Consider the following 23,369-nt stretch of genomic DNA (forward strand, 5'->3'; position numbering starts at 1 on the left):
CAAGGAAACCACATGCCTCTTCGTTCGCCCCTGCTTCACACCGCTACCCGCGCCACAACGCGCGTCACCACCTGCACCATCGCCGCCGCCATCGGCCTGGCCGCCGCCCCCGCCATGGCCAAGGCCGGCATCGACGGCGTGCGCTTCGACCCGCCCCGTACCGTGCGCTACCAGTGCGACGACGGCAAGCAGCTCACGGCGCGCTATTTCAATAGCACCGACAACCAGATCGCCATCCTGCGGCTGGACGGCAAGCCGTTGCTCTTTGCCAGCGTGCTGACCGGCTCGGGCGCCCGCTATGCGCATGGCGCCTATCTGTGGATCACCAAGGGCGACGAAGGCATGCTGCAGGACCTGACCAAGGGCGAGAGCGCGCCGCCGGCCTACGCCAACTGCCACGCCGCGAAATAGGGCTCCCAGGCAGCGCCCAAGCAGCGCCCAAGCAGGTCATCGCCAGAACATTTTGGTGCTTGCGCCCTGGCCGAGCGATAATGCGGGTTATCGAATCAGGGAGAACACCATGGACGAGATTGATGATCTGTCCGATCTGCCGATGCCCCGCTTTATCTGGGGCTTCGCGATCTTTACGCCCAAGGGCGGCGAGGTCATGCATGACGAATTTGAATATCTGACCCACACCCGCGCGCCCCGCTTCACCTGCCGGGTGGTCGAACTGGAAGACATGCCGGTCGACAGCGAGGAAAGCGGCATCGACGGGCGCATCGTGCATTATGACGAGCCCGGCCGCCTGTTCTACATCTCCGACGCCGGCATCGCGCTGGTGAACTTTGAGCTGTTCGACAAAGTGCCGGAGAAGCAAAAACTCAAGAAAATCTGCGACGAAGCCATCGAAAACTGGATGCTTCGCCGCGATTTCCTCGACTCGGAAGAAGGCGAAGAGGACTGAGCGCCCTTTGCTCCACCCTGGGGGATGACGGCCGCAGGCCGTGGTCCCCAGGAGCGGTCCCCGCGGCCGCTCCGTTCCATCCGCCCAGGCGTGCCTCGCCGCGGGCAACCGCGCTGCCCCGACGCGCTGCCCCGATTTTCTCCCCTCTCCATGCTCGTCAGCCCCTCCTACACCGCATGCGGAACGTGCCGGACATCGCGCCAGATCCGCGCTACCTATAGTGGAACCGTGGAAAACAGATAGGAAAGGAAGGAGATCATGCCCTACATTCTCGCCTGGCTACTCGGTGTCCCCGCCTTTGTATTGCTGCTGATCTGGCTGTTCGTGCATTGAGCGTTTGCCCTCGCTCAGACAGGAACGGCATCCGGGAGACAACCCCTGAATAAACCCCTGAACAGCAAAACGCCCGCTGAAACCCAGCGGGCGTTTTGTTTGCTTCCATCTTGCTACGGTCCTGCGTACCACACTGTTCGCGTGGACAAAAACGCACAAATCAGTGCTTCATGCCCACCCTGCCAGCGTGCTGCAATCAGGCTGCCGCATCTTCCTGCGGCAGGCCGCGCTCCAGCGCCTCCTTCAGCAGGCCGCTCATGCCACCGGCATGCGCCGGTGCCAGTGCCTGCAGGCGCTTCACCAGTTCGGCATCCAGCTTGCAGGCAAACGGCACCAGGCCTTGTTCCTGGTCGAGCCGGCGCTGTTCGCGACGATCGACCTTGGCCGGGCCGGTATCACGGCCGGCACGGACTGCGGCGGACAGCTTCAGGCTGTTTGCGAGTTTCAACGCTTTGTTCTTTTCGAGGTCGGTCTTTTTCACGGCTTGTTCCGCTAGAGTCTGTCTGGGGCGGTATTGTACGCAGGTCGGCGGGAGGGCTCGCCTTTGCGTCGCGCACACGGCGTGATACACGGCGTGATACCTCCTGCCCGGCCCCGCATTGCGTCACAGCGCCAGCCCGCTACTGCGCGTCCCTCACCTCGATCAAGTCCGCCGCCACCCGCTCGATCTCCGCGTAGACGGGAAGCGCCTCGTCGGGGCCGGTGCATCCGACGCCGGTCGCGCTGGATGCGTCCGCGCCGAGCGGATGAAAGACAAAGGCCATGCCTGGCTGCCACCTCGGATCGTTCTTCAGGCTTTCGTTGAGGATGGCCAGGTACTGGCTGCGAGTGAACACGTGTTTTGACATCTTCACCTCCGATGATTTGTCGGGATCGTAGCATGGCGCGCGGCCCGATTCGGGTGAGCCTCGATTCACGCGCGCCCCCATGCGTGCGATGATCCCGTTGCATTTGCCGCAATTGAGCCCTTCCCGATGCAATATCGGTGCCTCATCGATGCCGCGTCGATAAGACATTGCCAAGACAACGATAAGACAAAGGACGAGACAAATGATACGTAGCACTTTGCCGGTGCTGGCGGTCGCGCTGCTGGCCGCCTGCGCGGCCCCGGCCAACACGCAAAATGCCGCACCGCTCACGACCGGCTTCTCCGCCACGCAATTGGACAGCATGAGCGCACGCGTGCGTGCCGATGTCGAGCAAGGCCGCATTCCCGGCGCCGTGTACCTGGTCGCCCGCAACGGCAGCATCGTCAACACGCAGGCCATTGGCTGGCAGGACACGGCACGCAAGGTGCCGATGCGCCCGGACTCGATCTTCCGCATCTACTCGATGAGCAAGCCGATCGTCTCGGTGGCGGTGATGATGATGGTCGAGGACGGCCGCGTACAGCTGGCCGACCCGGTGTCGAAGTACCTGCCCGAGCTCAAGGGCCTGCGCGTTGGCGTGGAGAAGACCGACGCTGCCGGCAAGCCTGTGCTGGAACTCGTGCCCGCCCAGCGCGAGATGACCGTGCAGGACCTGCTGCGCCACACCTCGGGCCTGACCTACGGCGTCTTCGGCAAGTCGCTGGTCAAGCAGGAATACAAGCGCCTGGACGTGGACGCCACCGAACAAAGCAATACCGAATTCATCGCCCGTCTGGCCAAGGTGCCGCTGCAGTTCCAGCCCGGCACCACCTGGGAATACAGCCGCTCCACCGATGTGCTGGGCGCCCTGCTCGAGCGCGTGTCGGGCCAGACGCTGGCCAGGCATCTGCAGCAGCGGATCTTCACGCCATTGCAGATGAAGGACACCGGGTTCTGGGTGCCACCGGCTCAGCAAGGCCGCATCGCGGAGCCCTTTGCCATCGATCCCGACAGCAAGGTGCCGGTCGGGCTGATCGACGTACGCCGCGCCCCGAAGCTTGAATCGGGCGGCGGCGGCTTGGTGTCGACCGCGGCCGACTACTTCCGCTTTGCCCAGATGCTGCTCAATGGCGGCGAGATCGACGGGGTGCGCCTGCTGTCGCCGAAGACGGTCGCCTACATGACGGCCGACCACCTTGGCACCATCGGCGCCCTTTCCCTGGCGCGCGGCGCGGCCTACCTGCCGGGGCCGGGCTATGGCTTCGGCCTGGGTTTCGGCACACGCACGGGCACCGGCGAATCGGCCACGCCGGGATCGGTCGGGGACTACTACTGGGGCGGGGTCGGAGGCACCTATTTCTGAGTCGACCCGAAGGAGAAGACCGTGGCGATCTGGATGATGCAGGCGCCGGGGCAGCGCGAGTATTACCGCGCGTGGTTCAGGAACACGGTGTACAGCGCCATGACGCCGTGATGCCGTGATGCCATAGCGCCGTGATGAAGCGCCGCTGTGGCAGCCCGCAGCCACAGCGGCTGGCGGCGCCTACCGCGCCCGACCGAACCCTACAGCGCAGTAACCGACTCGCCCGGCACCAGGCCGTTGATGATGTCCTCGCCGAACTTCACGGCACCGCGGCGCGCGGTGCCGATATTATCCCAGGGCGCGGCGCTGAGGCGGAACACGCGCGAGCGCTCGGTCCCCGGCTCATGCCCCTCGCGGCAAATCACCACCGACGCGTTGAAGCTGCGGTCCGGCCGGCGCTCGGGCCAGGTGCGTTCCGCCTGGTGGCGATAGATCAACGGGTAGAGATCGAAGCCCTTGTAGCGGGTGAAAGGTCCAGTGTCCAACTTGCGCTCCCCTATTGATGGTGGATGGGTGGATGCGGCCTGCCGGCGCCGCGCTTCCACGATTTCGCCCCGCCCTGTTGCCGGGCGGTGTCGGCAATGACTTCAAACCGGTCAGCCAGCGTCAGTCCGCCTCGTCCGCGGGCTGCATCGACCAGCCTGGTCCCTTGCCGTTCTTGTCGCTCTCGTGGCGCCAGCGGCAGCCGCAGTCGGCACAGGTGTAAGTGGCAAAGGTGATCGCGGGCTGGCCGCGCGGCTTGATGCGCTGCGTATCGGTCAGCAGCAGCCGGGGATGCCCCGTGCCGCCAGTCGAGCCGGGCCGTATCTGCGCACAGGCCTCGCACATGCTCATCATCGCTCCCGCGCCTCGCGCATGCAGCCACCGCGTGGGCCGCTGCGCGCCGGCTGTGTCAATGCCGCGCGGCCCATGCCGCGCGTAGCGGCTATTTATCCGCCGCCATTGCCTTGAGCTGCGCGTCGCCAGCCACGCGCGCCGCGTCCGACGTGGTGAAGGTATCGTCCGAAACAATGGTGCGCTTGACCAGCTGCGCGGCGAAGTCGACCAGGGTGATCACCCATACGTAGCGCCCGGCCTGCGGCGCTGTCTGGACAATTGCCTGAAGATGCGGCGTGGAATCCTTAGCCATGATGCTCCTCCGGAGAATCGGATCGGGCCACTGTAGCACGAGTTGCGCAGGAGGCGGTCGCAACGCCGGTGCCCCGCGCGGGTCAGACCACCTGCAGCTCGCGCAGCGTTTCCAGGTCGGCCGGCGTCAGGCCAAGTTCGCCATAGAACGCCGCGTTGTGCTCGCCCACCGCGGGGCCGCTGCGGGGCGCAGGCGGCGCATGGCCGGAAAACCTCGGCACCATGCAGGGCGCGGGAATCGAGCCGAGATCGGGGTCAGGCAAGCGGACGACCGCGCCGCGCGCCAGAAAATGTGGATCCTCCAGGATATCGACAATGGTGAAGATCTTGCTGAACGGGATCTCGTGCACGCCCAGCGCCTGCGCCACGGCCGCATAGTCATGCGTGGCAAACCAGGCCTTGACGGCAGCGTCGAGCGCATCGAGATGGCGTACTCGCTCCGGGTTGCTGGCATAGCGCGGATCGTCGGCCATGGCCGGATCGCCGATGGCATGGCAAAGCCGGCGGAAGATCGGGTCCGACGAGGCCACCAGCGATACCCAGTGCCCGTCCGCCGTGGCGTACATATTGGACGGCGCAGTGTAGGTGGCACGATTGCCCGCGCGATTGCGCACCTGCCCCAGTTGCTCGTACTCCACCGCCAGCGGCTCCAGCAGGCGGAACAGTGCTTCGGTGGCCGACAAGTCGATCTCGCGCCCGCGCGCCTCGTTGCCATGCGCCTGCGCGCGGCGGCTGTCGGCCACCGCCGCCGCGATCGAGAACGCGCCGAACAGGCCGGCCACCATGTCGCCCATCGGATAGTTCATGTGCATGGGGGAACCCGACGGGTCGCCCGCCAGGTTGGTGAACCCGCTCATCGCCTCGAACACGCGTGCAAAGCCGGCGCGCCCGGCATACGGCCCGGTCTGGCCAAAACCGGTCAGGCGCAGGATCGTCAGGCGCGGATTGGCCGCGCGCAGGGTCTCGGCGTCGAGGCCCCAGCGGTCCAGCGTGCCGGTGCGGAAATTCTCCACCAGCACATCGAACTGCGGCAGCATCTTGAGGAACAGCGCGCGCCCTTGCGGCTTGCGCACGTCCAGCGTGATGCCGCGCTTGCCGCGGTTGGTGACCTTCCAGTACAGCGGCAACTTGCCCTTCACCGGCGCGAGCCCGCGCAGCGGATCGGTACCATTGGGCAACTCGAGCTTGACGACGTCCGCGCCCATGTCCGCGCACAGCGTGCTGGCAAATGGCGCGGCTACCACCGTAGCCATGTCGAGGATGCGCACACCGGCAAGCGGTCCGTTCTGCCGCGCGGCGGGCGCGTCTTGATTTGTGTGGTTCATGATGGTGCCGAGGAGATATTGTTGTGTGGTGGAAGATGGCTCAGGGCCGCATGCCGCTCTTGAAAATGCGCCGCGCCAGCGTGGCGCGATGCAGCTCCGATGCGCCGTCGTAAATGCGGAATGGCCGCAGCTCGCGCTGGATCATCGAGACCGGCGTATCGTCGGAAATCCCTTGCGCGCCCATGATTTGCACAGCACGGTCCGCCACGCGCCACACGGCTTCCGACACAAAGACCTTGGTCATGGCCGACTCGTGCTTGACCGATTCGCCTGCGTCCATGCGCATGGCGCAATCGCGCACCATCAGCCGGCTGGCGTGCAGGTCGATATGCGAATCCGCCACCATGGCCTGGATCTGCTGGAGCTCGCACAAACGCTGCCCGAACGAATCGCGCTGCGCGGCATAGCGCTGGGCGATTTCCATGGCGCGCGAGGCCCGGCCGATAAAGCGCATGCAGTGCGACAGCCTGGCGGGCTCCAGGCGCGCCTGCGCATAGTCGAAGCCCTTGCCCGGCTCGCCCAGCACGGCGTCGTCCGGCACCACGCATTGCGCCAGCAAGATCTCGCCGTGCCCACCGATCTGGTAGCCGTCCATGCCAGCGATATTGCGCACCAGCCGGTAACCCGGGTTATCGGCATCCACCAGGAACATCGTGGCGCCGTCTTCCGTGCGTGCGAGCACGATGGCGAAGGCCGCGCCCACCGCGCCGCTGATAAACCACTTGTGCCCGTTCAGCACCCAGTTGCCTTTCGCGCGCTCGGCAATGGTGCGCAGCATGCCGGGATCGGAGCCCGCGCCGGGCGCCGGCTCGGTCATGGCAAAGCAGGAACGGATCTCGCCGCCGATCAGCGGCATCAGGTACTTGCGCTGCTGCGCCGGCGTGCCTTGCTGCAGCAGGTTGATCATGTTGGGCTGGTCGGGCGGCGCGCAATTGAGCGCGGGCGCGCCGAGAAAGCTGCGCCCCGCTTCCTCCAGCACTTGCGCACGCTCGCTCCAGTTCAAGCCGAGGCCGCCGTATTCGCGCGGCAAGTGCGGGGCGTAGATGCCGGCCTCGCGTGCGCGCGCCTGCAAGCCGCGCGTGACCGCGTCAAGCCGCACTACGTCGTGGGCCAGCGCTGGGTCCTCGCTGGGGATGGCATGCGCCTCGACGAAGCGGCGCACCGCCTCGCGTAGTTCGGTGAGGCGCGTATCCGGGCTGTCCGGGTGCGATGGCATGGTCGGCATCGCGCTTAGTCCAGTGTGGTGCCGGTCGACTTCACCAGCGCGGCCCACCATGCCGTATCGCTGCGGATCAGCGCGGCGAACTGCTCGGGCGTGTTGCCGACCGGCTCCGCGCCGAGGTCCACCAGGCGCTTGCGAATCTGCGGCTTGGCCAGGATCTTCACGGTCGCGTCATGCAGCTTGGCGATGATCGGGCGCGGCGTGCCGGCCGGCGCCATCAGCCCCTTCCACGCCGTCACCACATAGCCCTTGAGCCCGGCCTCCTCGACCGTCGGCACATCGGGCAAGGCGCTGGCGCGCTTGTCGCTGGCTACCGCCAGGGCACGCAGGCGCCCCGATTGCACATACGGCAGCAACGCCGGCATGTTGTCGATCATCAGCGTGATATGCCCGGCGATGAGGTCGGCTACCGCGGGGCCGCTGCCCTTGTACGGTACGTGCTGCAGCTTGATGCCGGCGGACTGGTTCAGCAACTCGCCCGCGAGTTGCGCCGGGGAGCCGTTGCCCGGCGAGCCAAAGCTGAGCTGCTCGGGCTTGCTCTTGGCATAGGCGATGAACTCCTTGAGGTTGCGCGCCGGCACCGAAGGGTTGATCACCATCAGGTTGTGCTCGCGCGCCAGCATCGTGATCGGCGCGAGGTCGCGCAGCGGGTCATAGGACATGCGCGCGTAAAGGCTGGGATTGATCACGGTGGGACCGGCCGCGGCCAACAGCAGCGTATAGCCGTCCGGCGCCGCCTTGGCCACCGCATCGCCGCCGATATTGCCACCCGCGCCAGCCTTGTTCTCAACGACCACGGTCTGGCCGAGTTCGTCCTTCAATTGCTCGGCCAGCAAGCGCGCCAGCGTATCGGTGGACCCACCCGGCGGGAACGGCACGACCAGGCGGATCACTTTGGCGGGATAGGCTGCCTCGGCAAGCGCAGGTTGCGCAAGCCCGAGCAGAGTCAGCAGGACGGAGCCCGCGGCAAGCATGGTTTTCAACATGGTGTCTCCTTGACGGAATGACGCCACCTGGCATGATGGCCGGCGGCTGTTCTGTGTCGTTCTGATAGCCCGCTGGCCTCTACGCATTGCCGGCCGCGGCCTGCGCCAGCGTGCGCTTGGCGATGTTGAGCTGGTGGATCTGGCTGGTGCCTTCGTACAGGCGGAACAAGCGCACATCGCGATAGAAGCGCTCGATGCCGAAGTCCGCGATATAGCCGTAGCCGCCAAACATCTGCACGCAGCGATCCGCCACGCGCCCGCACATCTCGGAGGCGAAGTACTTGCACATCGAGGCCTGCATGGTCACGTCCTCACCGCGATCGCGCTGGCGCGCCGTCTCCATGATCAGCGCGCGCGCAGCAAAGATCTCGGTCTGGCAATCGGCGATCATCGCCTGCACCAGCTGGAATTCCGCCAGCGGCTGGCCGAACTGCTTGCGCTCGGTGACGAAGCGGATCGCTTCATCCAGCATGCGGATGGCCGGCCCGGTGCACAGCGCGGCCAAGTGGATGCGCTGCTTGTTGAGCACCTTCATCGCGGTGCGAAAGCCCTGCCCTTCCTCGCCCCCGATCAGGTTGGCGGCGGGCACGCGGCAATCGTTGAAGTGCACCTCCGAGACCGGCGAGCCCTCTTGCCCCATCTTGCGATACGGCTGCCCGGTGGTCAGGCCCGGCGTGCCGCGCTCCACGATAAATGCCGAGATGCCGGCGGCCCCGCTGCGCGCGGGATCGGTGCGCGCCATGACCGTGAACAAACCAGCGATGGGGGCGTTGGTGATGAAGCACTTGGTGCCGTTGAGCACGTAGTGGTCGCCGTCGCGCCGCGCGCAAGTCGTCAACGCCGTGGCATCCGAGCCGGCCTCCGGCTCGGTCAGCGCGAACGAGCCGGTCAGCTCGCCACTGGCGAGCAAGGGCAGGTAGCGGCGCTTCTGCTCGGGCGTGCCATCCGCCACCAGCGCTTCCGAGCCAATGCCGGTATTGGTGCCCACCCGCGCGCGGAAGGCTACCGAGCACTGGGACAACTCCAGCGCCGCCAACACGAGTTCCTCGGTTGTCATGCCGGCGCCGCCGTACGCCTCGGGAATCGAAAAACCGAACAAGCCCAGCTCGGCCATTTCCTTTACCAGCGCTTCGGGTATTGCATCGAGCGCGGCCACCTCGGCCTCGCGCGGCACCAGCCGCTCGCGCACGAAACGCCGCAATTCGGCCAGGAAGGCCTGAAAGGCGTCCGGTTCCCTGATCATCTGTCTTGCTCCATCCGGTAAGTGCCGCCGGGATCGGCTGCGTGGAAACCAGCGTAGCAAGCAGGGCCTGAAAAGCGGATCGATGTTTCGCTATCTTGAACGCGAGGCGTGCCCGGAATGCCCGGCAATGGCTATGATGGATGCGTATCCCGGCCCTGCGGTGCAGCCCATGCTTCGCCTTTGAACTGTCTTCCTCTCACGCCCGATGCCGCCCCGCCCCCATCATCCGGACCCCGCCTTCGCCACCACGCTGGCGCACGGCCTGGCGCTGCTGCAGTGCTTTCGCGTGGGCGAGCCCGTCATGAGCAACAAGCAGCTGGTTGCGCGCACCGGGCTGTCCAAGGCCACCATCAGCCGCCTGACGTACACGCTGGCGGCGCGCGGGCTGTTGCTCTACGACACCGAGCTGCGCCGCTACCGGCTGGGCTCCACCGCGCTCTCGCTTGGCTACCCGCTGTTGGCCAGCCTCAAGGTCAGGCAGCTCGCGCGCCCGCTGATGAAGCAGCTCGCCGACGAAGTGGGCGGCTCGGTCTCGCTGGGCCTGCGCGACCGGCTGCAGATGGTCTACGTGGAAACCAGCCGCGGGCACGACGCCATCGCCTTCCGGCCCGATATCGGCGCCTCGCTGCCCATGCTCCCCACCGCCATTGGACGCGCCTGGCTCTGCCAGGCGCCGCCCGGCGAGCGCGAGCCGGTGCTGGCTGCGCTGCGCGCCAGCGATGCCGGGCAATGGCACGCGCACGCCGCCGCGCTGGAAGCCGCGGCGCACGATTTCGCCACGCTCGGCTTCTGCCTGTCGCGCGGGGAATGGCAGCGCGACGTGCATGCCGTGGCCGTGCCGATGCGTGCCGAGATCGACGGCGAGATACTGGTCTTCAATTGCGGGGCGCCAAGCGCCCGGATGACGCCGCGAAAGCTCGAACGCGAAATGGGTCCCAGGCTGCTGCGGATGGTGCGGCGCGTGGAGACCGCGTTGGGGATCGCGTGATGGCATCGACGCCTTCGCGCGGCACGCCCGTGGCCGACGAGCGCGACACCGGCGACCGCCAGTTCGCCACCACGCTCGCGCACGGCATCGATATCCTGCTGGCCTACCGTCCTGGCGAGTCCCTGCTTGGCAACAAGGAATTTGCACAACGCACCGGCCAGTCCCGGTCGGCCGTGGCCAGGCTCACGCACACGCTGACCGTGCTCGGCTACCTGCGCCGCGACGCCACACAGGCCAAGTACCGGCTTGGCGCGCCCGTACTCTCGCTCGGCTATCCGCTGCTGGCCAGCATGCATATCCGCCAGATTGCCCGGCCATTGATGAAAGAACTCGCCGATCGCGTCGGCGGCGCGGTGTCGCTAGGCATGCGCGACCGCACGCAGATGATCTATGTGGAGACCGCCCGCTCCACCGACAGCCTCGTGGTCACACCGGACATCGGCGCCGCGCTGCCCATGCTCACCACCGCCATCGGCAAGGCCTGGCTATGCAAGGCGCCCGCCGAAGAACGCGACAGCGTGCTCAATCGCCTGCGCCTGCAGGACCCGGATGCCTTCCTGCGCTTCCAGCCGCAGTTCCCCCGCCTGCGGCAGGATTTCGAGGCCAAGGGCTACTGCGTGAACCGTGGCGAATGGCGCAGCGATGTCTATGGCTTTGCCGTGCCGCTGTTCCGGCCAGTGGACTCGCAATGGATGATATTCAACTGCGGGGTATCGGCACCGGCCGGGCCATTCGCCGCGCGCGAGCGGGAAGTCGCCCCGCAGTTGCTGGACCTGGCGCGGAACGTGGAAAGACTGCTGGGGATGCGGTGAAAACGCCGGAACGGCTCAATGCTCGAAATCCAGCCCGCCAAGCAGCACGGTAGGGTCCGCCTGCGAGCGCGTCCCGAAATCGATCTGCCGGGGCGTTTGCCACGCGCGCATCTTGCCCGGAAGGGCAGCGAGATAGTGCTCGAATTTTTCCGCGCCACCGGCAGCAAACAGCCCTTCCACCTCAAGCCCGTCCCACGACAGGTAGACGTTCAACTGCTGCGCGAACCGCCGCGGCTCATCGAACGGTTCGCCGCAAAGGTGGACGCGCGCCGCCCGGCCAGGCCTCTCGTCCGGCACCACCGCGACCTGAATGCGGCCCCTGAACAAATCCGTGATCGTCTGGGCGATGCGCGGGGCCAACTCCGCATTGAAGCGCGCTGCAATGTCTTGGCTCACTGAATGTCTCATCCCGATTTTTTATCGATCGTAGCACGGCGCGTTCGCCGCGACGGCCTCGGGAATGCTCGCGGATCGCCACGTGCGCCAGAACTCACAAGCACGATGGCCCGCCATCAAACTCAGGTTGACCCCGCCGTGCGCCGACCTATACTGAAGATCTGCCGACTGAGACACGCAGTAGCAAAGCGAAGGTAAGCGGCAGATGATCCTCTGGCCAACATGGCAGTGAGATCAAGCAAGCCGATTAGGCTTGCAAGTCCGAACCGGATCCCAATGAGTTTGCCGACCCGGTTCGGTCCCCTCCCCTCTTCAACTGCGGGAGATTAAAAAAGCACCTGCTACAGGTGCTTTTTCTATGATGGGGAGCCCACCTGATGCCAGGACTCCAGATGCACGTGGTGCCCCTGAAACCTGCCCCGGAAATAGAAAAAGCCCTTGAGTATCAAGGGCTTTTTCCGTTGTTCTGGCGGAGAGACGGGGATTCGAACCCCGGATAGGCTATTAACCTATACACGCTTTCCAGGCGTGCGACTTAAACCGCTCATCCATCTCTCCAGCAAGTCCGCGAGTATATCAGAGTGTTGTTTCGCAAATCTAGTGTTTCGTGCTCGAAGGCCCTATCCGCGTCGCAAGTACGTCACGAGACGGTCGATCACCGGCGCGTTGCGTGGCGTCAGCAGGCTGGCCAGGATGGCCACGGCAAAGCCGGCGGGCACGCCGAATGCACCGGAAGCGATCGGGTCCACGCCGAACCAGCGATTGCCGAAAATGCCGGTCATGCGGGTAAAGAACGGGTAGTTGACGAAGATATAGTAGACCGCCACCCCGAGTCCGGCCACCATGCCCGCCACCGCGCCTGCGGCTGTAGTGCGGCGCCAGAAGATCGCCAGCACCAGCACCGGGAAGAAACTGGACGCGGCCAGCGAGAACGCCGCGCCGACCAGGAAGAGAATATTGCCGGGACGCAGCGAGGTGACGTAAGAGGCAAACAGCGCCACGCCAAGCAGCACGATCTTGGCGGTGGTGACGCGCCGCTGGTGGCTCGCGGTGCGGTCGACCATGTGATAGAAAACGTCGTGCGACAGCGCGTTGGCAATGGTGAGCAGCAGGCCGTCGGCGGTGGATAGCGCGGCCGCCAGCGCGCCCGCGGCAACCAGGCCCGAGATCACGTAGGGCAAGCCGGCGATTTCCGGCGCGGCGAGCACGATCATGTCGGGCTGGATGAGGATCTCCGCCCATTGCACGATGCCGTCGCCGTTCACATCGCGAATGCCGAACACCGGCGGGTCGACCTTGCGCCATTGCACCACCCATTGCGGCAGTTCCGCGTATGGCGTGCCGACCAGGTGCTGGAGGAATTCGTACTTGACCAGCGCCGCGAGTGCGGGCGCGGAGACGTAGAGCAGCGCGATGAAGAACACCGCCCACGCCACCGAGTTGCGCGACTCCTTCACCGACGGCGTGGTGTAGAGCCGCGTCAGGATGTGCGGCAGGCTGGCGGTGCCCAGCATCAGGCAGAACACCAGCAACACAAAGTTCAGGCGCTTGGTCTTTCGCTCCTCCTCGGAGGGCGACGGATAGGGTTCGGTCGACGGCGTGGAGGGCTGGCTGCGCGCCAGGGCATCTTCACGCTGCTGGTTCCATTGCTGCTGGGCCGCGGCTACGTCGCGCGGAAACTCCACCCGCTCGCGCTCCACCGTCTTGATCTCGCGCAGCGGCGCGTTGCGCAAGCGCAGCTCCTGCAAGCGCGCGGCCAGCGCATTGCGCTCCTCGTCGAACGACCGCGGCAGCCGCGAGATGCGATCCTGCATCTGGATGGCCTGCTGGCGGTAGAACTCGCGCACTGCCTGTTCGGCCGGGTCACGCTCGATGCTGCGCTCGCGCGTGTCGATCTGCTGCAGCAGCGTGCCGTAGCTCAGTTGCGGCAGCGCTTCATGGTGATGCTTCCACGCGATCATCGAGACCGTAACCAGGAAGGCCACGATCAGCATGATGTATTGCGCGACCTGGGTCCACGTCACCGCGCGCATGCCGCCGAGGAACGAGCACACCAGGATGCCGGCCAGGCCGAAGAACACGCCGACGGCGAACTCCACGCCGATAAAGCGGGTGACGATCAGCCCTACCCCTGGATCTGCGCCACCAGGTAGACGAAGGAACATAGCGAAGCCGCCAGCACGGCAATGGCGCGCACCGGCATGTTGCCGCCGGGCTTGCCATTGCCATAGCGCGCGGCGAGGAAGTCGGGGATGGTGTAGCCGCCGTACTTGCGCAGGTAGGGCGCGAGCAGGAACGCGACCAGGCAATAGCCGCCGGTCCAGCCCATCACGTAGGCAAGGCCTTCGTAGCCCGACGCGAACAGGATGCCGGCCAGGCCAATGAAGGATGCCGCGCTCATCCAGTCGGCGGCGATTGCCATGCCGTTGAACAGCGCGGGCACGCGCCGGCCGGCTACATAGTATTCATTGAGGTCGGAGGTGCGGCAGATCAGCCCGATGCAGGCATAGATGGCGATGGTGACGAACAGGAAGACGTAGCCAAGCCAGAGGGCATCGCCGCTGGAATGCTCCAGCAGGCCCATCATGCCGATGAAGACAAACAGGCCTATCGTGAACAAGCCGTAGTACAGCAGCAGCCGTCGGCGAAAGCGCGACTGTTCGTCAGGCATGGGAGCAGTGGTTGGACAGGCGGGGTGGGCGAGCAAGGAAACCGCCGGCACGCGCAAGGCGCGCCGGCAGAGGCGGATGACCGCGTTATTGTGCCTGCTTCAACTGGTCCAGGATGGCGGGGTTTTCCAGGGTGGACGTATCCTGGGTGATTTCTTCGTTCTTGGCCAGCGAGCGCAACAGGCGCCGCATGATCTTGCCTGAACGCGTCTTGGGCAGGTTGTCGCCAAAGCGGATGTCCTTTGGCTTGGCGATCGGGCCGATCTCCTTGCCCACCCAGTTGCGCAGCTCGGCGGCGATTTTCTTGGCCTCTTCCTCGTCCGGGCGGGAGCGCTTGAGCACCACGAATGCGCAGATGGCCTCGCCGGTCATGTCGTCAGGGCGGCCTACCACCGCGGCTTCGGCCACCATCGGGTTGGAGACCAGCGCGGACTCGATTTCCATCGTGCCCATGCGGTGTCCCGAGACGTTGAGCACGTCGTCGATGCGGCCCATGATGGTGAAGTAGCCGGTGTCCTTGTCGCGGATCGAGCCGTCGCCGGCGAGATACAGCTTGCCGCCGAGTTCTTCCGGGAAGTAGCTCTTCTTGAAGCGCTCCGGGTCGCCCCAGATGGTGCGGATCATCGACGGCCACGGACGCTTGACCACCAGGATGCCACCGCTGCCGTTCGGCACGTCCTGCCCCGTCTCGTCGACGATGGCCGCGATGATGCCCGGCAGCGGCAAGGTGCACGAGCCCGGCACCAGCGGCGTGGCGCCAGGCAGCGGCGTGATCATGTGGCCGCCGGTCTCGGTCTGCCAGAAGGTGTCCACCACCGGGCAGCGCTCGCCGCCGATATTGCGGTGGTACCACATCCACGCTTCAGGGTTGATCGGCTCGCCCACCGTGCCCAGCAGGCGCAGGCTGGACAGGTCGTATTGCTTGGGATGGATCTTCTCGTCGGCCTCGGCCGCCTTGATCAGCGAGCGGATCGCGGTCGGCGCGGTGTAGAAGATGCTGACCTTGTGGCGCGCGATCATGTCCCAGAAGCGGCCGGCGTTGGGATAGGTGGGCACGCCCTCGAACACCACCTGCGTGGCGCCGGCGGCCAGCGGGCCGTAGGCGATGTAGGTGTGCCCGGTGACCCAGCCGATGTCGGCGGTGCACCAGAACATGTCGTCGGGCTTGATGTCGAAGCTCCACTTCATCGTCATCAGCGCCCACAGCAGGTAGCCGCCGGTGCTGTGCTGCACGCCCTTGGGCTTGCCGGTGGAGCCCGACGTATAGAGCACGAACAGCGGATGCTCGGCGCTGACAGGTTCGGCTTCGCACGTCGGCGGCTGGCCGGCGGCGACGTCGTCCATCCAGCGGTCGCGGCCTTCGGCCCAGTTAACCTTGCCGCCGGTGCGGCGGTACACGATCACGCTCTTCACGGCTTCGCAGCCGCCCAGCGCCAGCGCTTCATCGGCGATGGCCTTGAGCGGCAGCGCCTTGCCGCCGCGCATCTGTTCGTCGGCGGTGATCAGCGCCACCGCGCCCACGTCGACCAGCCGCTCCTGCAGCGACTTGGCGGAGAAGCCGCCGAACACCACCGAGTGCGTGGCGCCAAGGCGCGCGCAGGCTTGCATCGCCACGACGCCCTCGACGGACATGGGCATGTAGATGACGACGCGGTCGCCCTTCTTGATGCCCAGTGCCTTGAGGCCGTTGGCGAACTGGCAGACCTTGGCATGCAGCTGGCGATAGGTGACCTTGGTGACGGTGCCGTCGTCGGCCTCGAAGACAATGGCCACCTTCTCGGCATTGCCGTTGTCCAGGTTGCGGTCCAGGCAGTTATAGGAGGCATTGAGCTCGCCGTCCTCGAACCACTTGTAGAACGGGGCATTGCTCTCGTCCAGCACCTTGGTGAAGGGCTTGGTCCAGTGCAGTTGCTCGCGGGCGTGGCGTGCCCAGAAACCCTCGTAGTCGCGCTCGGCTTCGTCGCACAAGGCCTGGTAAGCCTCCATGCTGGGAATCGCAGCTTGCTTGGCGAACGACTCCGGGGGATTGAAAATGCGATGCTCCTGCATCACGGACTCGATGGCGGACATTTGCTTGTCTCCTGATATAGCGTGGCTGCCTGGCTGCGAACTTACGCTCGACGGCTTACTTAAACCTGACGCTGCCAAACCCAACCCGCACGCATGCCGGCACCCGTGCGCCGCCTGCTGCAGCGCACCATGAATAACGGCCGGGCGCGGGTAAGGATGTGCAGCCTTCTCCATTAGGCTAGCACAGCTATAATGCCGCGAGCCCTATCCCGAACGCGGCGCTGCGGCATTGCGGGACTTCGCGGGCAGATATGGTCAGCGCCACGCGCCACCGCGACCCACCGGCCGGCGCTCGCCAGATCCCGGCCAGATCCCCGCCAGATCCCGACCAAACAGCGCCGCCACCCAGACCCCGTGCCCATCCACGCCCTCTTCGTGATTGCCGCAATGGCCCTTGTCGGCAGCAATGTCGGGCTGGGCAAGGCCATCGTCGCCTACGTACCGATCCTGCTGTTCGCGCTGCTGCGCTTCGCCATCGCCATTGCGTGCCTGGCGCCCTGGTACCGCCCCGCGCGCATGCGCGCCGTCTCGCGCGGCGAATGGCTCAACCTCTTCCTGCAGGCCTTCTTCGGCACGTTCCTGTTTACGCTGCTGATGCTGGGCGGCGTGCGGCTGACCAGCGCCATGGCCGCAGGCGTGATCACCAGCACCATCCCGGCCACGGTGGCCCTGCTCTCGTGGCTGATCCTGCGCGAACGGCTGTCCCGGCGCACGGTGTTCTCGGTCTTGCTGGCGGTGGCGGGCATCGCGGTGCTGAACGTGGCGCGGGGCACGGAACATGGCGGCGGCAGCGCCGGTGACAGCGGCGGCGAGCATGCGCTGCTCGGCAACCTGATGATCATGGGCGCGGTGATCTGCGAATCGATCTACGTGATCCTCTCGCGGCGCCTGGCGCAGACCCTGGCGGCTATCGAGATCTGCGCCTATACGCACTTGATCGGCGGGCTGCTGATGCTGCCGCTGGGCCTGATGCCGCTGCTGAGTTTCGACATGGCATCGGTTCCCGTGAGCATATGGTGGATGCTGCTCTGGTATGCGCTGTCGGCCAGCATCTTCTCGTTCTGGCTGTGGATGAAAGGCGTGCGCCATGTGCCGGCACAGATGGCGGGCGTGTTCACGGCGGTGCTGCCGATCGCGGCCGCCACCTACGGCATCGTGTTCCTCGGGGAGACGCCAGGCTGGCCGCACGGCGTGGCACTGGGCTGCGTGCTGGCCGGCATCGCACTGGCGAGCTGGCCCGGGCCGCTGGCCCGCCGGGCATGGCGCGCCAGCAGGGAAGAGGCGCGCAACGCCGACTAGCCGCGCACTGACAATGCCTCAGATTTGTCAGCAGTCTGACCGCAGCCAAGGCTGCGGCTTTTCTTAGCCAGCGGCCAGCACCTCATGCCACCGGATGCTCTGGTGGTTGCGCCACGGGCAGCACAAGGCAGACTTGAAAACCGCCCCCGGGCGCATTGCGAGCAAGGCATTTGCCACCCATGCGCTCCACCAGGCGGCTGACGATCGCCAGCCCCAGGCCACAATGGCCATCACCGCCGCGCGATGTGTCTAGCCGCACGAAAGGACGCATCGCCACCTCGACCTGCGCGTCCGGCATGCCCTCGCCATGGTCGCGTATCACGACATGCCAGTGATCGCCTTCCAGCCTGGTCTCGATCTGGATCGGCGGCATGCCGTACTCCAGCGCGTTGTCCACCAGGTTGGTGACCATCCGGTCCACCAGCGTGCGCGGCAGGACGAACCGTGGCCCCGCATCCAGGCGCAACTGGAACAACGCACCGGAAAACTGCTGGCGCAGGAAGGCATCGACTTCGATGGCCGGGCCGGGATCGGGATTCTCGTTCGCGTATTCCAGGAACTGGTTGACGATATGCGTGATCGAGTCGATGTCCTGCACAAAGCCACCGCGCTCCGCGGTGTCCGCCAGCACGTCGGCGCGCAGGCGCAGCCGGGTCAGCGGCGACTTCAGGTCATGCGCCACGCCGGCGAGCATCACCGCCTGGTTCTCCCGGCTCTCTGCCTGCCTGCGCATCATGTCATTGAAGGACTCGGCCAGATAGCGCAACTCGGACGGGCCCGTCACCGGAATCAGCGCCGCGCTCCCGCCATTGCCGAGCTCGCGCGCGGCACCGGCCACGCGGGCGATGGGACGCTGCATCTGCCATGCCACGAACAAGGACAGCAGGATCGCCGCGACCAGCATGCCAGTGGTTTCAAAGACGAACGGCGGCAATGGCGGCGGCCGCATGTCCAGCGCCATGACCGCCCAGTGAGACTGCCCGGGAAGCCGCGCCCACAGGTGTGGCGGCCACGCCTGGTCCACACGCAGCTCCGCCCCCGCGGGGAGCCCTTGCCGAAGGTCGCGCAGCAGATGGCGCAACGGCCCATGCTCCGGCAGCGGGCCGGCGGCGGGCTCGGTGCCAAGCGCGGCAAGCCGGATGGCAGCGCCCGGCTTCTGCCCCGCGCCGGCGCCTGGCCGCCCGTCGAGCGTGCCCAGCGCAAGCACGATGCCCCGTGCCATGCTGTCCGCCTGGCCATGCGGGCGCAGGTGAAACATGAGCGCGGTCCAGCCCAGATGGACAATGACGAGCACGGAGACGGATAGCACCGCCATGCGCCCAAACAGCGTATTGAACGGATTCTTCATGCGTCCGGCGCTTCGTCGACGTCATCGGCTTCGTCGGCGCAGAACGCGTCGAGCCCGGGAACAAAGACGTAGCCGCGGCCCCGCACGGTCTGGATATAACGGGGTACCGATGGATCATCCTCGATCACGCGGCGCAAGCGCCAGACCGGCACGTCCAGGCTGCGGTCGCGGAAATGCATGTCCGAGCCATAGAGACGGTCGTGCGGCCGGGCGCGCGAAAGCACCTTCATGGGGTGGCCGGTGAAGACCTTGAGCATGGCGAATTCGGTATCGCGCAATGCCAGGCGCTCTCCGTCCCGCGTCAGGATGCGGGCGGAAAAATCGACGTCGAACGGACCAAAGCGGTAAGACAGACGCCGCTCCGGCGCACTCCCCGGGGCTTGCGGGCGGCGGCGCAGCACCGCGTGGATCCGCGCCAGCAGTTCGCGCGAGCAGAATGGCTTGGGCAGGTAGTCGTCGGCACCAAGCTCCAGGCCCGCGGCGCGGTCGGCGGCCTCGCCGCGCGCCGACAGGAAAATCATGGGCACATCGTCACCGGCCGCGCGCACCTCCTGCAACGCGCTCAGCCCGTCCTTGCGCGGCATCATGATATCGAGCAGCACCACCGATGGCCTCTCTTGCGTGAGGCGGCGCGACAAGTCGTAGCCGTCATGCAGCACCGACACCGTCATGCCGCTGGACAGCAGGAGGCGTGACAGCAGGTCACAGGCGACGGGGTCGTCGTCGACGAGAAGCACGTGAGGAGTCATGTACATGGTTTGGCGAGCCAGGTGCCTGCACGAAATGAAACGGCTGGCCTGCCTGTCCATCGCCATAGGGGTCCGCATGTGAAGGCGCGTGCACGCCGCCCGGGAGCGGCGTGCACGGCGCGGTGGCCGGCAATGCACCGGCCTTCCAAGCGTTTTTTATGCCTGCGTGGTGACGAAGTTACCGACGATGCTCATCGTACCCTTGCCGCTGCTCAGGTTGGCCGACAGCGTCTGCAGGAACGACTGCAAGGATACATTCGATCCCGAGCTACCGGATTGCAGTAGCGCGGAAAAATCCGTCTCGAGTGTCGACAAGGCCGAGCTGCCGGCGCTGTCCGTGCTGGTCCCGGTGGACGAAGTGGTGCTGGCGCCAGCCTCTTGCGCGAGGCTGGACAGATCCGAGCTGAGGCTCTGGTACTGGTGGTGATGGTGGTGATGCCCGGTTGCGGCAGCCGGCGCCTGGGTGGTCTGCGTAGCGTCGGTCCCGCTCGCGCTGGCCACGGTGCTGGCCGTCGTGCTGGCGGCGCTGGTCGCAGCGCTCGTGCCCTGGCTCGCGGAGGTGCTGGCAGCCTGGGCAGCGAGTGCCTGGAACAGCGCGCCGACAAAAGCCTGTACCGCGTTGCCGGACGCATCGGCGCTAGACGCGGTGCTGCTGGCGCTGCTGGTGCTGCTAGTGGTGCTGGCGGCAGCGTCAGAAGCGGTGCTGGCGGAGGTTGAGGTAGTGGCGGACGCGGCAGTCGTCGAGCCGTCCGTGCTGGATGACGAGGTCGTGATGCCCAACTGCGCCAGCGTTTGCTGAAGTGCCTGGATCAGCGCATCGGCAGGATTGCTTACCGAATTGCTGGTGTCGCTGCTACTGGACGCATCCTGGCCACCGCAGCTTTTGTGGGTCGACTGCGTCTGGAAAAGGCTGGACAGCGACGTGTTGCTGCCGATTGCGCTCAAGGTCATGGTCACATCTCCGTTATTGAGGAGATGCCAAGATAACCGCCGGCCCACGGGGAACATTCTCCAAGGAGAAAACGGAATCGGGGTCATTTCGCCGCCCCGTAAGGCCCTGTAAGGCAAGCGTGCCGGGGAGGGGGAGGAACTTCGCGGCAGGGGATGCGCATCGGCCAGCCATGCGTAGCGAAGGGCACCCGCAGCACTGTCGACAGGCGCATGCAATCCGGCATCCCCCTCGCTAGGTGTATGATTTCGGGCTGAATTTCCCCTCGACTGTCCTCCCCACAAAAATGACTGTCATCAAACAAGAAGACCTCATCCAGAGCGTCGCCGACTCCCTGCAATACATCAGCTATTACCACCCGACGGACTACATCACCAGCCTGGGCCGTGCCTATGAGCTGGAGCAGAGTCCCGCGGCCAAGGATGCGATCGCGCAAATCCTGACCAACAGCCGTATGTGCGCTGAAGGCAAGCGCCCGATCTGCCAGGACACCGGCATCGTCACGATCTTCGTCAAGGTCGGCATGGATGTGCGCTGGGATGGCGCCACCATGGGCCTGTCGGACATGATCAACGAAGGCGTGCGCCGCGGCTACACCAACCCGGACAACGTGCTGCGCGCGTCCATCGTGAACCCGCCCGAAGGCGGCCGCAAGAATACCAAGGACAACACCCCTGCCGTGATCCACTATGAAGTGGTGCCGGGCAATACGGTGGACATCCAGGTGGCAGCCAAGGGCGGCGGCTCGGAGAACAAGTCGAAGTTCGTCATGCTTAACCCTTCCGACTCCATCGTCGACTGGGTGCTCAAGACCGTGCCGACCATGGGCGCTGGCTGGTGCCCGCCGGGCATGCTGGGCATCGGCATCGGCGGCACCGCCGAGAAGGCCATGGTCATGGCCAAGGAATCGCTGATGGACCCGATCGACATCCAGGACGTGATCGCTCGCGGCCCGCAGGACTGGATCGAGGAAATGCGCGTCGAGCTGTACGAGAAGGTCAATGCGCTGGGCATCGGCGCGCAAGGCCTGGGCGGCCTGGCCACCGTGCTGGACGTCAAGATCATGGGCTATCCGACCCACGCGGCCTCCAAGCCGGTGGCGATGATCCCGAACTGCGCGGCCACCCGCCACGTGCACTTCACGCTGGACGGCAGCGGCCCGGCCAAGCTCGAAGCGCCTGACCTGTCGGCCTGGCCGAAGGTCGAGTGGGCACCGAACACCGAGACCTCCAAGCGCGTCGACCTGAACACGCTGACGCCGGCAGAAGTCGCCTCGTGGAAGCCGGGCCAGACCCTGCTGCTCAACGGCAAGATGCTGACCGGCCGCGACGCCGCGCACAAGCGCATCGCCGACATGCTGGCCAAGGGCGAGAAGCTGCCGGTGGACTTCACCAACCGCGTGATCTACTACGTGGGCCCGGTCGATCCGGTGCGCGACGAAGCCGTCGGCCCGGCAGGCCCCACCACGGCTACCCGCATGGACAAGTTCACCGAGATGATGCTGGCCCAGACCGGCCTGATCTCGATGATCGGCAAGGCCGAGCGCGGCCCGGTGGCGATCGAGGCCATCAAGAAGCACAAGTCGGCCTACCTGATGGCGGTCGGCGGCGCGGCTTACCTGGTGGCCAAGGCCATCAAGCACGCCAAGGTGGTCGGCTTCGAAGACCTCGGCATGGAAGCCATCTACGAGTTCGACGTCAAGGACATGCCCGTGACGGTGGCCGTGGACAGCGAAGGCACCTCGGTGCACAAGACCGGACCCGCAGAATGGCAAGCCAGGATCGGCAAGATCCCGGTCGCTGCGCTGTAACGCGAGCCACGCCGTGACAGCGATGCTGTCTGCAGAAGCCGGGTCCTCCGACCCGGCTTTTGCTACCTAACCTCTTGATTGCCTCGATCCTCCCTGTGAACAACGCTCCCATCGGCATCTTCGATTCCGGCCTCGGCGGCCTGTCCGTATTGCGCGAGATCCGTGCCCTGCTGCCGCAGGAATCGTTGATCTACGTGGCCGACTCGAAGTACGCGCCCTATGGCGAGAAGCCCGAGCACTTTGTCGAGGCGCGCACGCTGCAGGTCTGCGAATGGCTGGTGGCGCAGGGCTGCAAGGCCCTGGTGATCGCCTGCAACACCGCGACCATGCATGCGATCCACACGCTGCGTGAACGCCTGGCGCTGCCGATCATCGGCGTCGAGCCCGGCCTGAAACCCGCCGCCGCCGCCAGCCGCAGCAAGGTGGTAGGCGTGCTGGCCACGGGCAACACGCTCAAGAGCGCAAAGTTCGGCCGCCTGCTTGCCTCGCTGGAAGGCGAGAGCCACTTCCTCTGCGAGGCTGGCGTCGGGCTGGTCCCGTTGATCGAGCAAGGCGATGTGGACGGCCCGGCCGTGCGCGAGAAACTCACCGCCTACCTGTCGCCCATGCTCGAGGCCGGCGCCGATACGCTGGTGCTTGGTTGCACCCACTACCCCTTCCTCTCCGGCACCGTGCGTGAACTGGTCGGCGACCGCCTCACGCTGGTCGATACCGGCGACGCCATTGCGCGGCAACTGCGGCGCAAGCTGGCCGAGCACGGCATGGCCGCCGGCGCCGATGCGGTGCCCAACGACCGCTACGCCTCGACCAAGGACGCCGCCCACCTGCGCGCCATGGCCGCGGCGCTGCTGCATGTGGATGCGCCCGCGCAAACCCTGGTGATCGAGCCGGCGCCGGCATTCGACTGAGGCATCGGCATTCCCG

General features: G+C 66.0%; 22 protein-coding genes, 1 tRNA gene and 1 pseudogene. 8 read left to right on the top strand and 16 right to left on the bottom strand.

Features of this window, described 5'->3' with window-relative positions:
• Nucleotides 1-12: 12 nt before the first annotated feature.
• Both OMK73_RS20650 and OMK73_RS20655 read left to right on the top strand, forming a co-directional pair.
• Entirely contained in the window at nt 13-411 is a 399-nt protein-coding gene (locus tag OMK73_RS20650; protein ID WP_267603747.1) for an MliC family protein, read from the top strand.
• A gap of 109 nt (nt 412-520) precedes the next feature.
• Nucleotides 521-907: a hypothetical protein gene (locus OMK73_RS20655; RefSeq protein WP_043347745.1), complete on the top strand. Its 387-nt coding sequence runs from the start codon at nt 521-523 to the stop codon at nt 905-907.
• 529 nt (nt 908-1,436) lie between these two features.
• Here the strand turns inward: OMK73_RS20655 and OMK73_RS20660 are convergent.
• Nucleotides 1,437-1,721: a hypothetical protein gene (locus OMK73_RS20660; protein ID WP_043347749.1), complete on the bottom strand. Its 285-nt coding sequence runs from the start codon at nt 1,719-1,721 to the stop codon at nt 1,437-1,439.
• Between the two features lie 139 nt (nt 1,722-1,860).
• Nucleotides 1,861-2,088 (bottom strand): hypothetical protein, encoded by a 228-nt coding sequence (locus OMK73_RS20665; protein ID WP_267603748.1) that lies wholly within the window; start codon nt 2,086-2,088, stop codon nt 1,861-1,863.
• Nucleotides 2,089-2,290: 202 nt separating this feature from the next.
• On the opposite strand from OMK73_RS20665, the gene OMK73_RS20670 reads away from it, so the two are divergent.
• Nucleotides 2,291-3,451, top strand: coding sequence for a serine hydrolase domain-containing protein (locus OMK73_RS20670; RefSeq protein WP_267603749.1), 1,161 nt, complete (start codon nt 2,291-2,293; stop codon nt 3,449-3,451).
• Nucleotides 3,452-3,651: 200 nt separating this feature from the next.
• Here the strand turns inward: OMK73_RS20670 and OMK73_RS20675 are convergent, their stop codons facing one another.
• From OMK73_RS20675 to OMK73_RS20705, 7 genes are all read right to left on the bottom strand, one after another.
• Entirely contained in the window at nt 3,652-3,936 is a 285-nt protein-coding gene (locus OMK73_RS20675) for a hypothetical protein (RefSeq protein ID WP_267603750.1), read from the bottom strand.
• A 121-nt stretch (nt 3,937-4,057) separates the two neighbouring features.
• Nucleotides 4,058-4,288: a hypothetical protein gene (locus OMK73_RS20680; protein WP_267603751.1), complete on the bottom strand. Its 231-nt coding sequence runs from the start codon at nt 4,286-4,288 to the stop codon at nt 4,058-4,060.
• Nucleotides 4,289-4,376: 88 nt separating this feature from the next.
• On the bottom strand, nt 4,377-4,580 hold the full coding sequence (locus OMK73_RS20685) for a hypothetical protein (protein ID WP_006163545.1): 204 nt from the start codon (nt 4,578-4,580) through the stop codon (nt 4,377-4,379).
• 82 nt (nt 4,581-4,662) lie between these two features.
• Nucleotides 4,663-5,904, bottom strand: coding sequence for a CaiB/BaiF CoA transferase family protein (locus tag OMK73_RS20690; RefSeq protein WP_267603752.1), 1,242 nt, complete (start codon nt 5,902-5,904; stop codon nt 4,663-4,665).
• Nucleotides 5,905-5,944: 40 nt separating this feature from the next.
• Nucleotides 5,945-7,129, bottom strand: coding sequence for an acyl-CoA dehydrogenase family protein (locus OMK73_RS20695; RefSeq protein ID WP_420715552.1), 1,185 nt, complete (start codon nt 7,127-7,129; stop codon nt 5,945-5,947).
• A 5-nt stretch (nt 7,130-7,134) separates the two neighbouring features.
• Entirely contained in the window at nt 7,135-8,112 is a 978-nt protein-coding gene (locus tag OMK73_RS20700) for a Bug family tripartite tricarboxylate transporter substrate binding protein (RefSeq protein WP_267603753.1), read from the bottom strand.
• Between the two features lie 79 nt (nt 8,113-8,191).
• Nucleotides 8,192-9,355 carry an acyl-CoA dehydrogenase family protein gene (locus tag OMK73_RS20705; protein WP_267603754.1) on the bottom strand — a complete coding sequence of 388 codons (1,164 nt, stop codon included), beginning with the start codon at nt 9,353-9,355 and terminating at the stop codon, nt 8,192-8,194.
• A gap of 205 nt (nt 9,356-9,560) precedes the next feature.
• Between OMK73_RS20705 and OMK73_RS20710 the strand changes: the two genes are divergently transcribed.
• Together OMK73_RS20710 and OMK73_RS20715 are read left to right on the top strand one after the other, a co-directional pair.
• On the top strand, nt 9,561-10,343 hold the full coding sequence (locus OMK73_RS20710; RefSeq protein WP_267603755.1) for an IclR family transcriptional regulator: 783 nt from the start codon (nt 9,561-9,563) through the stop codon (nt 10,341-10,343).
• Nucleotides 10,343-11,155 carry an IclR family transcriptional regulator gene (locus OMK73_RS20715; RefSeq protein ID WP_267603756.1) on the top strand — a complete coding sequence of 271 codons (813 nt, stop codon included), beginning with the start codon at nt 10,343-10,345 and terminating at the stop codon, nt 11,153-11,155. The genes OMK73_RS20710 and OMK73_RS20715 overlap by 1 nt, the downstream gene beginning before the upstream one ends.
• 15 nt (nt 11,156-11,170) lie before the next feature.
• Here the strand turns inward: OMK73_RS20715 and OMK73_RS20720 are convergent, their stop codons facing one another.
• The 4 genes and pseudogenes from OMK73_RS20720 to acs form a co-directional block, all read right to left on the bottom strand.
• The gene (locus tag OMK73_RS20720) at nt 11,171-11,551 is read right to left on the bottom strand and encodes a DUF5594 family protein (RefSeq protein ID WP_267603757.1); all 381 of its coding nucleotides are present in this window, start codon (nt 11,549-11,551) and stop codon (nt 11,171-11,173) included.
• 467 nt (nt 11,552-12,018) lie between these two features.
• Nucleotides 12,019-12,109 (bottom strand) — tRNA-Ser (locus OMK73_RS20725).
• Between the two features lie 62 nt (nt 12,110-12,171).
• Nucleotides 12,172-14,222: pseudogene (locus tag OMK73_RS20730) on the bottom strand (VC_2705 family sodium/solute symporter).
• Between the two features lie 85 nt (nt 14,223-14,307).
• Complete coding sequence (gene acs, locus OMK73_RS20735; RefSeq protein ID WP_267603758.1) at nt 14,308-16,290, bottom strand: acetate--CoA ligase; 1,983 nt, start codon at nt 16,288-16,290, stop codon at nt 14,308-14,310.
• A gap of 354 nt (nt 16,291-16,644) precedes the next feature.
• On the opposite strand from acs, the gene OMK73_RS20740 reads away from it, so the two are divergent.
• A complete protein-coding gene (locus OMK73_RS20740) occupies nt 16,645-17,589 on the top strand; it encodes a DMT family transporter (protein ID WP_267603759.1) in 945 nt (314 codons plus the stop codon).
• An 82-nt stretch (nt 17,590-17,671) separates the two neighbouring features.
• On the opposite strand, the gene OMK73_RS20745 is transcribed toward OMK73_RS20740, so the two are convergent.
• The 3 genes from OMK73_RS20745 to OMK73_RS20755 form a co-directional block, all read right to left on the bottom strand.
• Entirely contained in the window at nt 17,672-18,937 is a 1,266-nt protein-coding gene (locus OMK73_RS20745) for a HAMP domain-containing sensor histidine kinase (protein WP_267603760.1), read from the bottom strand.
• Nucleotides 18,934-19,686, bottom strand: a complete 753-nt coding sequence (locus OMK73_RS20750; RefSeq protein WP_267606451.1) for a response regulator — start codon at nt 19,684-19,686, stop codon at nt 18,934-18,936. Before OMK73_RS20750 ends, OMK73_RS20745 begins: the two co-directional genes overlap by 4 nt.
• A 156-nt stretch (nt 19,687-19,842) precedes the next feature.
• On the bottom strand, nt 19,843-20,637 hold the full coding sequence (locus OMK73_RS20755) for a hypothetical protein (RefSeq protein ID WP_267603761.1): 795 nt from the start codon (nt 20,635-20,637) through the stop codon (nt 19,843-19,845).
• Between the two features lie 284 nt (nt 20,638-20,921).
• Here OMK73_RS20755 and OMK73_RS20760 point away from each other — a divergent pair, with 284 nt between their 5' ends.
• Both OMK73_RS20760 and murI read left to right on the top strand, forming a co-directional pair.
• Nucleotides 20,922-22,445 (top strand): fumarate hydratase, encoded by a 1,524-nt coding sequence (locus OMK73_RS20760; protein WP_267603762.1) that lies wholly within the window; start codon nt 20,922-20,924, stop codon nt 22,443-22,445.
• A gap of 95 nt (nt 22,446-22,540) precedes the next feature.
• Nucleotides 22,541-23,353 carry a glutamate racemase gene (gene murI / locus OMK73_RS20765; RefSeq protein ID WP_267603763.1) on the top strand — a complete coding sequence of 271 codons (813 nt, stop codon included), beginning with the start codon at nt 22,541-22,543 and terminating at the stop codon, nt 23,351-23,353.
• Nucleotides 23,354-23,369 lie beyond the last annotated feature (16 nt).

The sequence above is a fragment of the Cupriavidus sp. D39 genome, assembly GCF_026627925.1.
Classification (GTDB): Bacteria; Pseudomonadota; Gammaproteobacteria; order Burkholderiales; family Burkholderiaceae; genus Cupriavidus; species Cupriavidus ulmosensis.

Excerpts from the sequence above, each read along its gene's own strand:
- OMK73_RS20650 (WP_267603747.1), top strand. The coding sequence starts at position 13 with ATGCCTCTTCGTTCGCCCCTGCTTCACACCGCTACCCGCGCCACAACG.
- OMK73_RS20655 (WP_043347745.1), top strand. The coding sequence starts at position 521 with ATGGACGAGATTGATGATCTGTCCGATCTGCCGATGCCCCGCTTTATC.
- OMK73_RS20665 (WP_267603748.1), bottom strand. The coding sequence starts at position 2,088 with ATGTCAAAACACGTGTTCACTCGCAGCCAGTACCTGGCCATCCTCAAC.
- OMK73_RS20670 (WP_267603749.1), top strand. The coding sequence starts at position 2,291 with ATGATACGTAGCACTTTGCCGGTGCTGGCGGTCGCGCTGCTGGCCGCC.
- OMK73_RS20680 (WP_267603751.1), bottom strand. The coding sequence starts at position 4,288 with ATGATGAGCATGTGCGAGGCCTGTGCGCAGATACGGCCCGGCTCGACT.
- OMK73_RS20685 (WP_006163545.1), bottom strand. The coding sequence starts at position 4,580 with ATGGCTAAGGATTCCACGCCGCATCTTCAGGCAATTGTCCAGACAGCG.
- OMK73_RS20690 (WP_267603752.1), bottom strand. The coding sequence starts at position 5,904 with ATGAACCACACAAATCAAGACGCGCCCGCCGCGCGGCAGAACGGACCG.
- OMK73_RS20695 (WP_420715552.1), bottom strand. The coding sequence starts at position 7,129 with ATGCCGACCATGCCATCGCACCCGGACAGCCCGGATACGCGCCTCACC.
- OMK73_RS20700 (WP_267603753.1), bottom strand. The coding sequence starts at position 8,112 with ATGTTGAAAACCATGCTTGCCGCGGGCTCCGTCCTGCTGACTCTGCTC.
- OMK73_RS20705 (WP_267603754.1), bottom strand. The coding sequence starts at position 9,355 with ATGATCAGGGAACCGGACGCCTTTCAGGCCTTCCTGGCCGAATTGCGG.
- OMK73_RS20710 (WP_267603755.1), top strand. The coding sequence starts at position 9,561 with ATGCCGCCCCGCCCCCATCATCCGGACCCCGCCTTCGCCACCACGCTG.
- OMK73_RS20715 (WP_267603756.1), top strand. The coding sequence starts at position 10,343 with ATGGCATCGACGCCTTCGCGCGGCACGCCCGTGGCCGACGAGCGCGAC.
- acs (WP_267603758.1), bottom strand. The coding sequence starts at position 16,290 with ATGTCCGCCATCGAGTCCGTGATGCAGGAGCATCGCATTTTCAATCCC.
- OMK73_RS20745 (WP_267603760.1), bottom strand. The coding sequence starts at position 18,937 with ATGAAGAATCCGTTCAATACGCTGTTTGGGCGCATGGCGGTGCTATCC.
- OMK73_RS20750 (WP_267606451.1), bottom strand. The coding sequence starts at position 19,686 with ATGACTCCTCACGTGCTTCTCGTCGACGACGACCCCGTCGCCTGTGAC.
- OMK73_RS20755 (WP_267603761.1), bottom strand. The coding sequence starts at position 20,637 with ATGACCTTGAGCGCAATCGGCAGCAACACGTCGCTGTCCAGCCTTTTC.
- OMK73_RS20760 (WP_267603762.1), top strand. The coding sequence starts at position 20,922 with ATGACTGTCATCAAACAAGAAGACCTCATCCAGAGCGTCGCCGACTCC.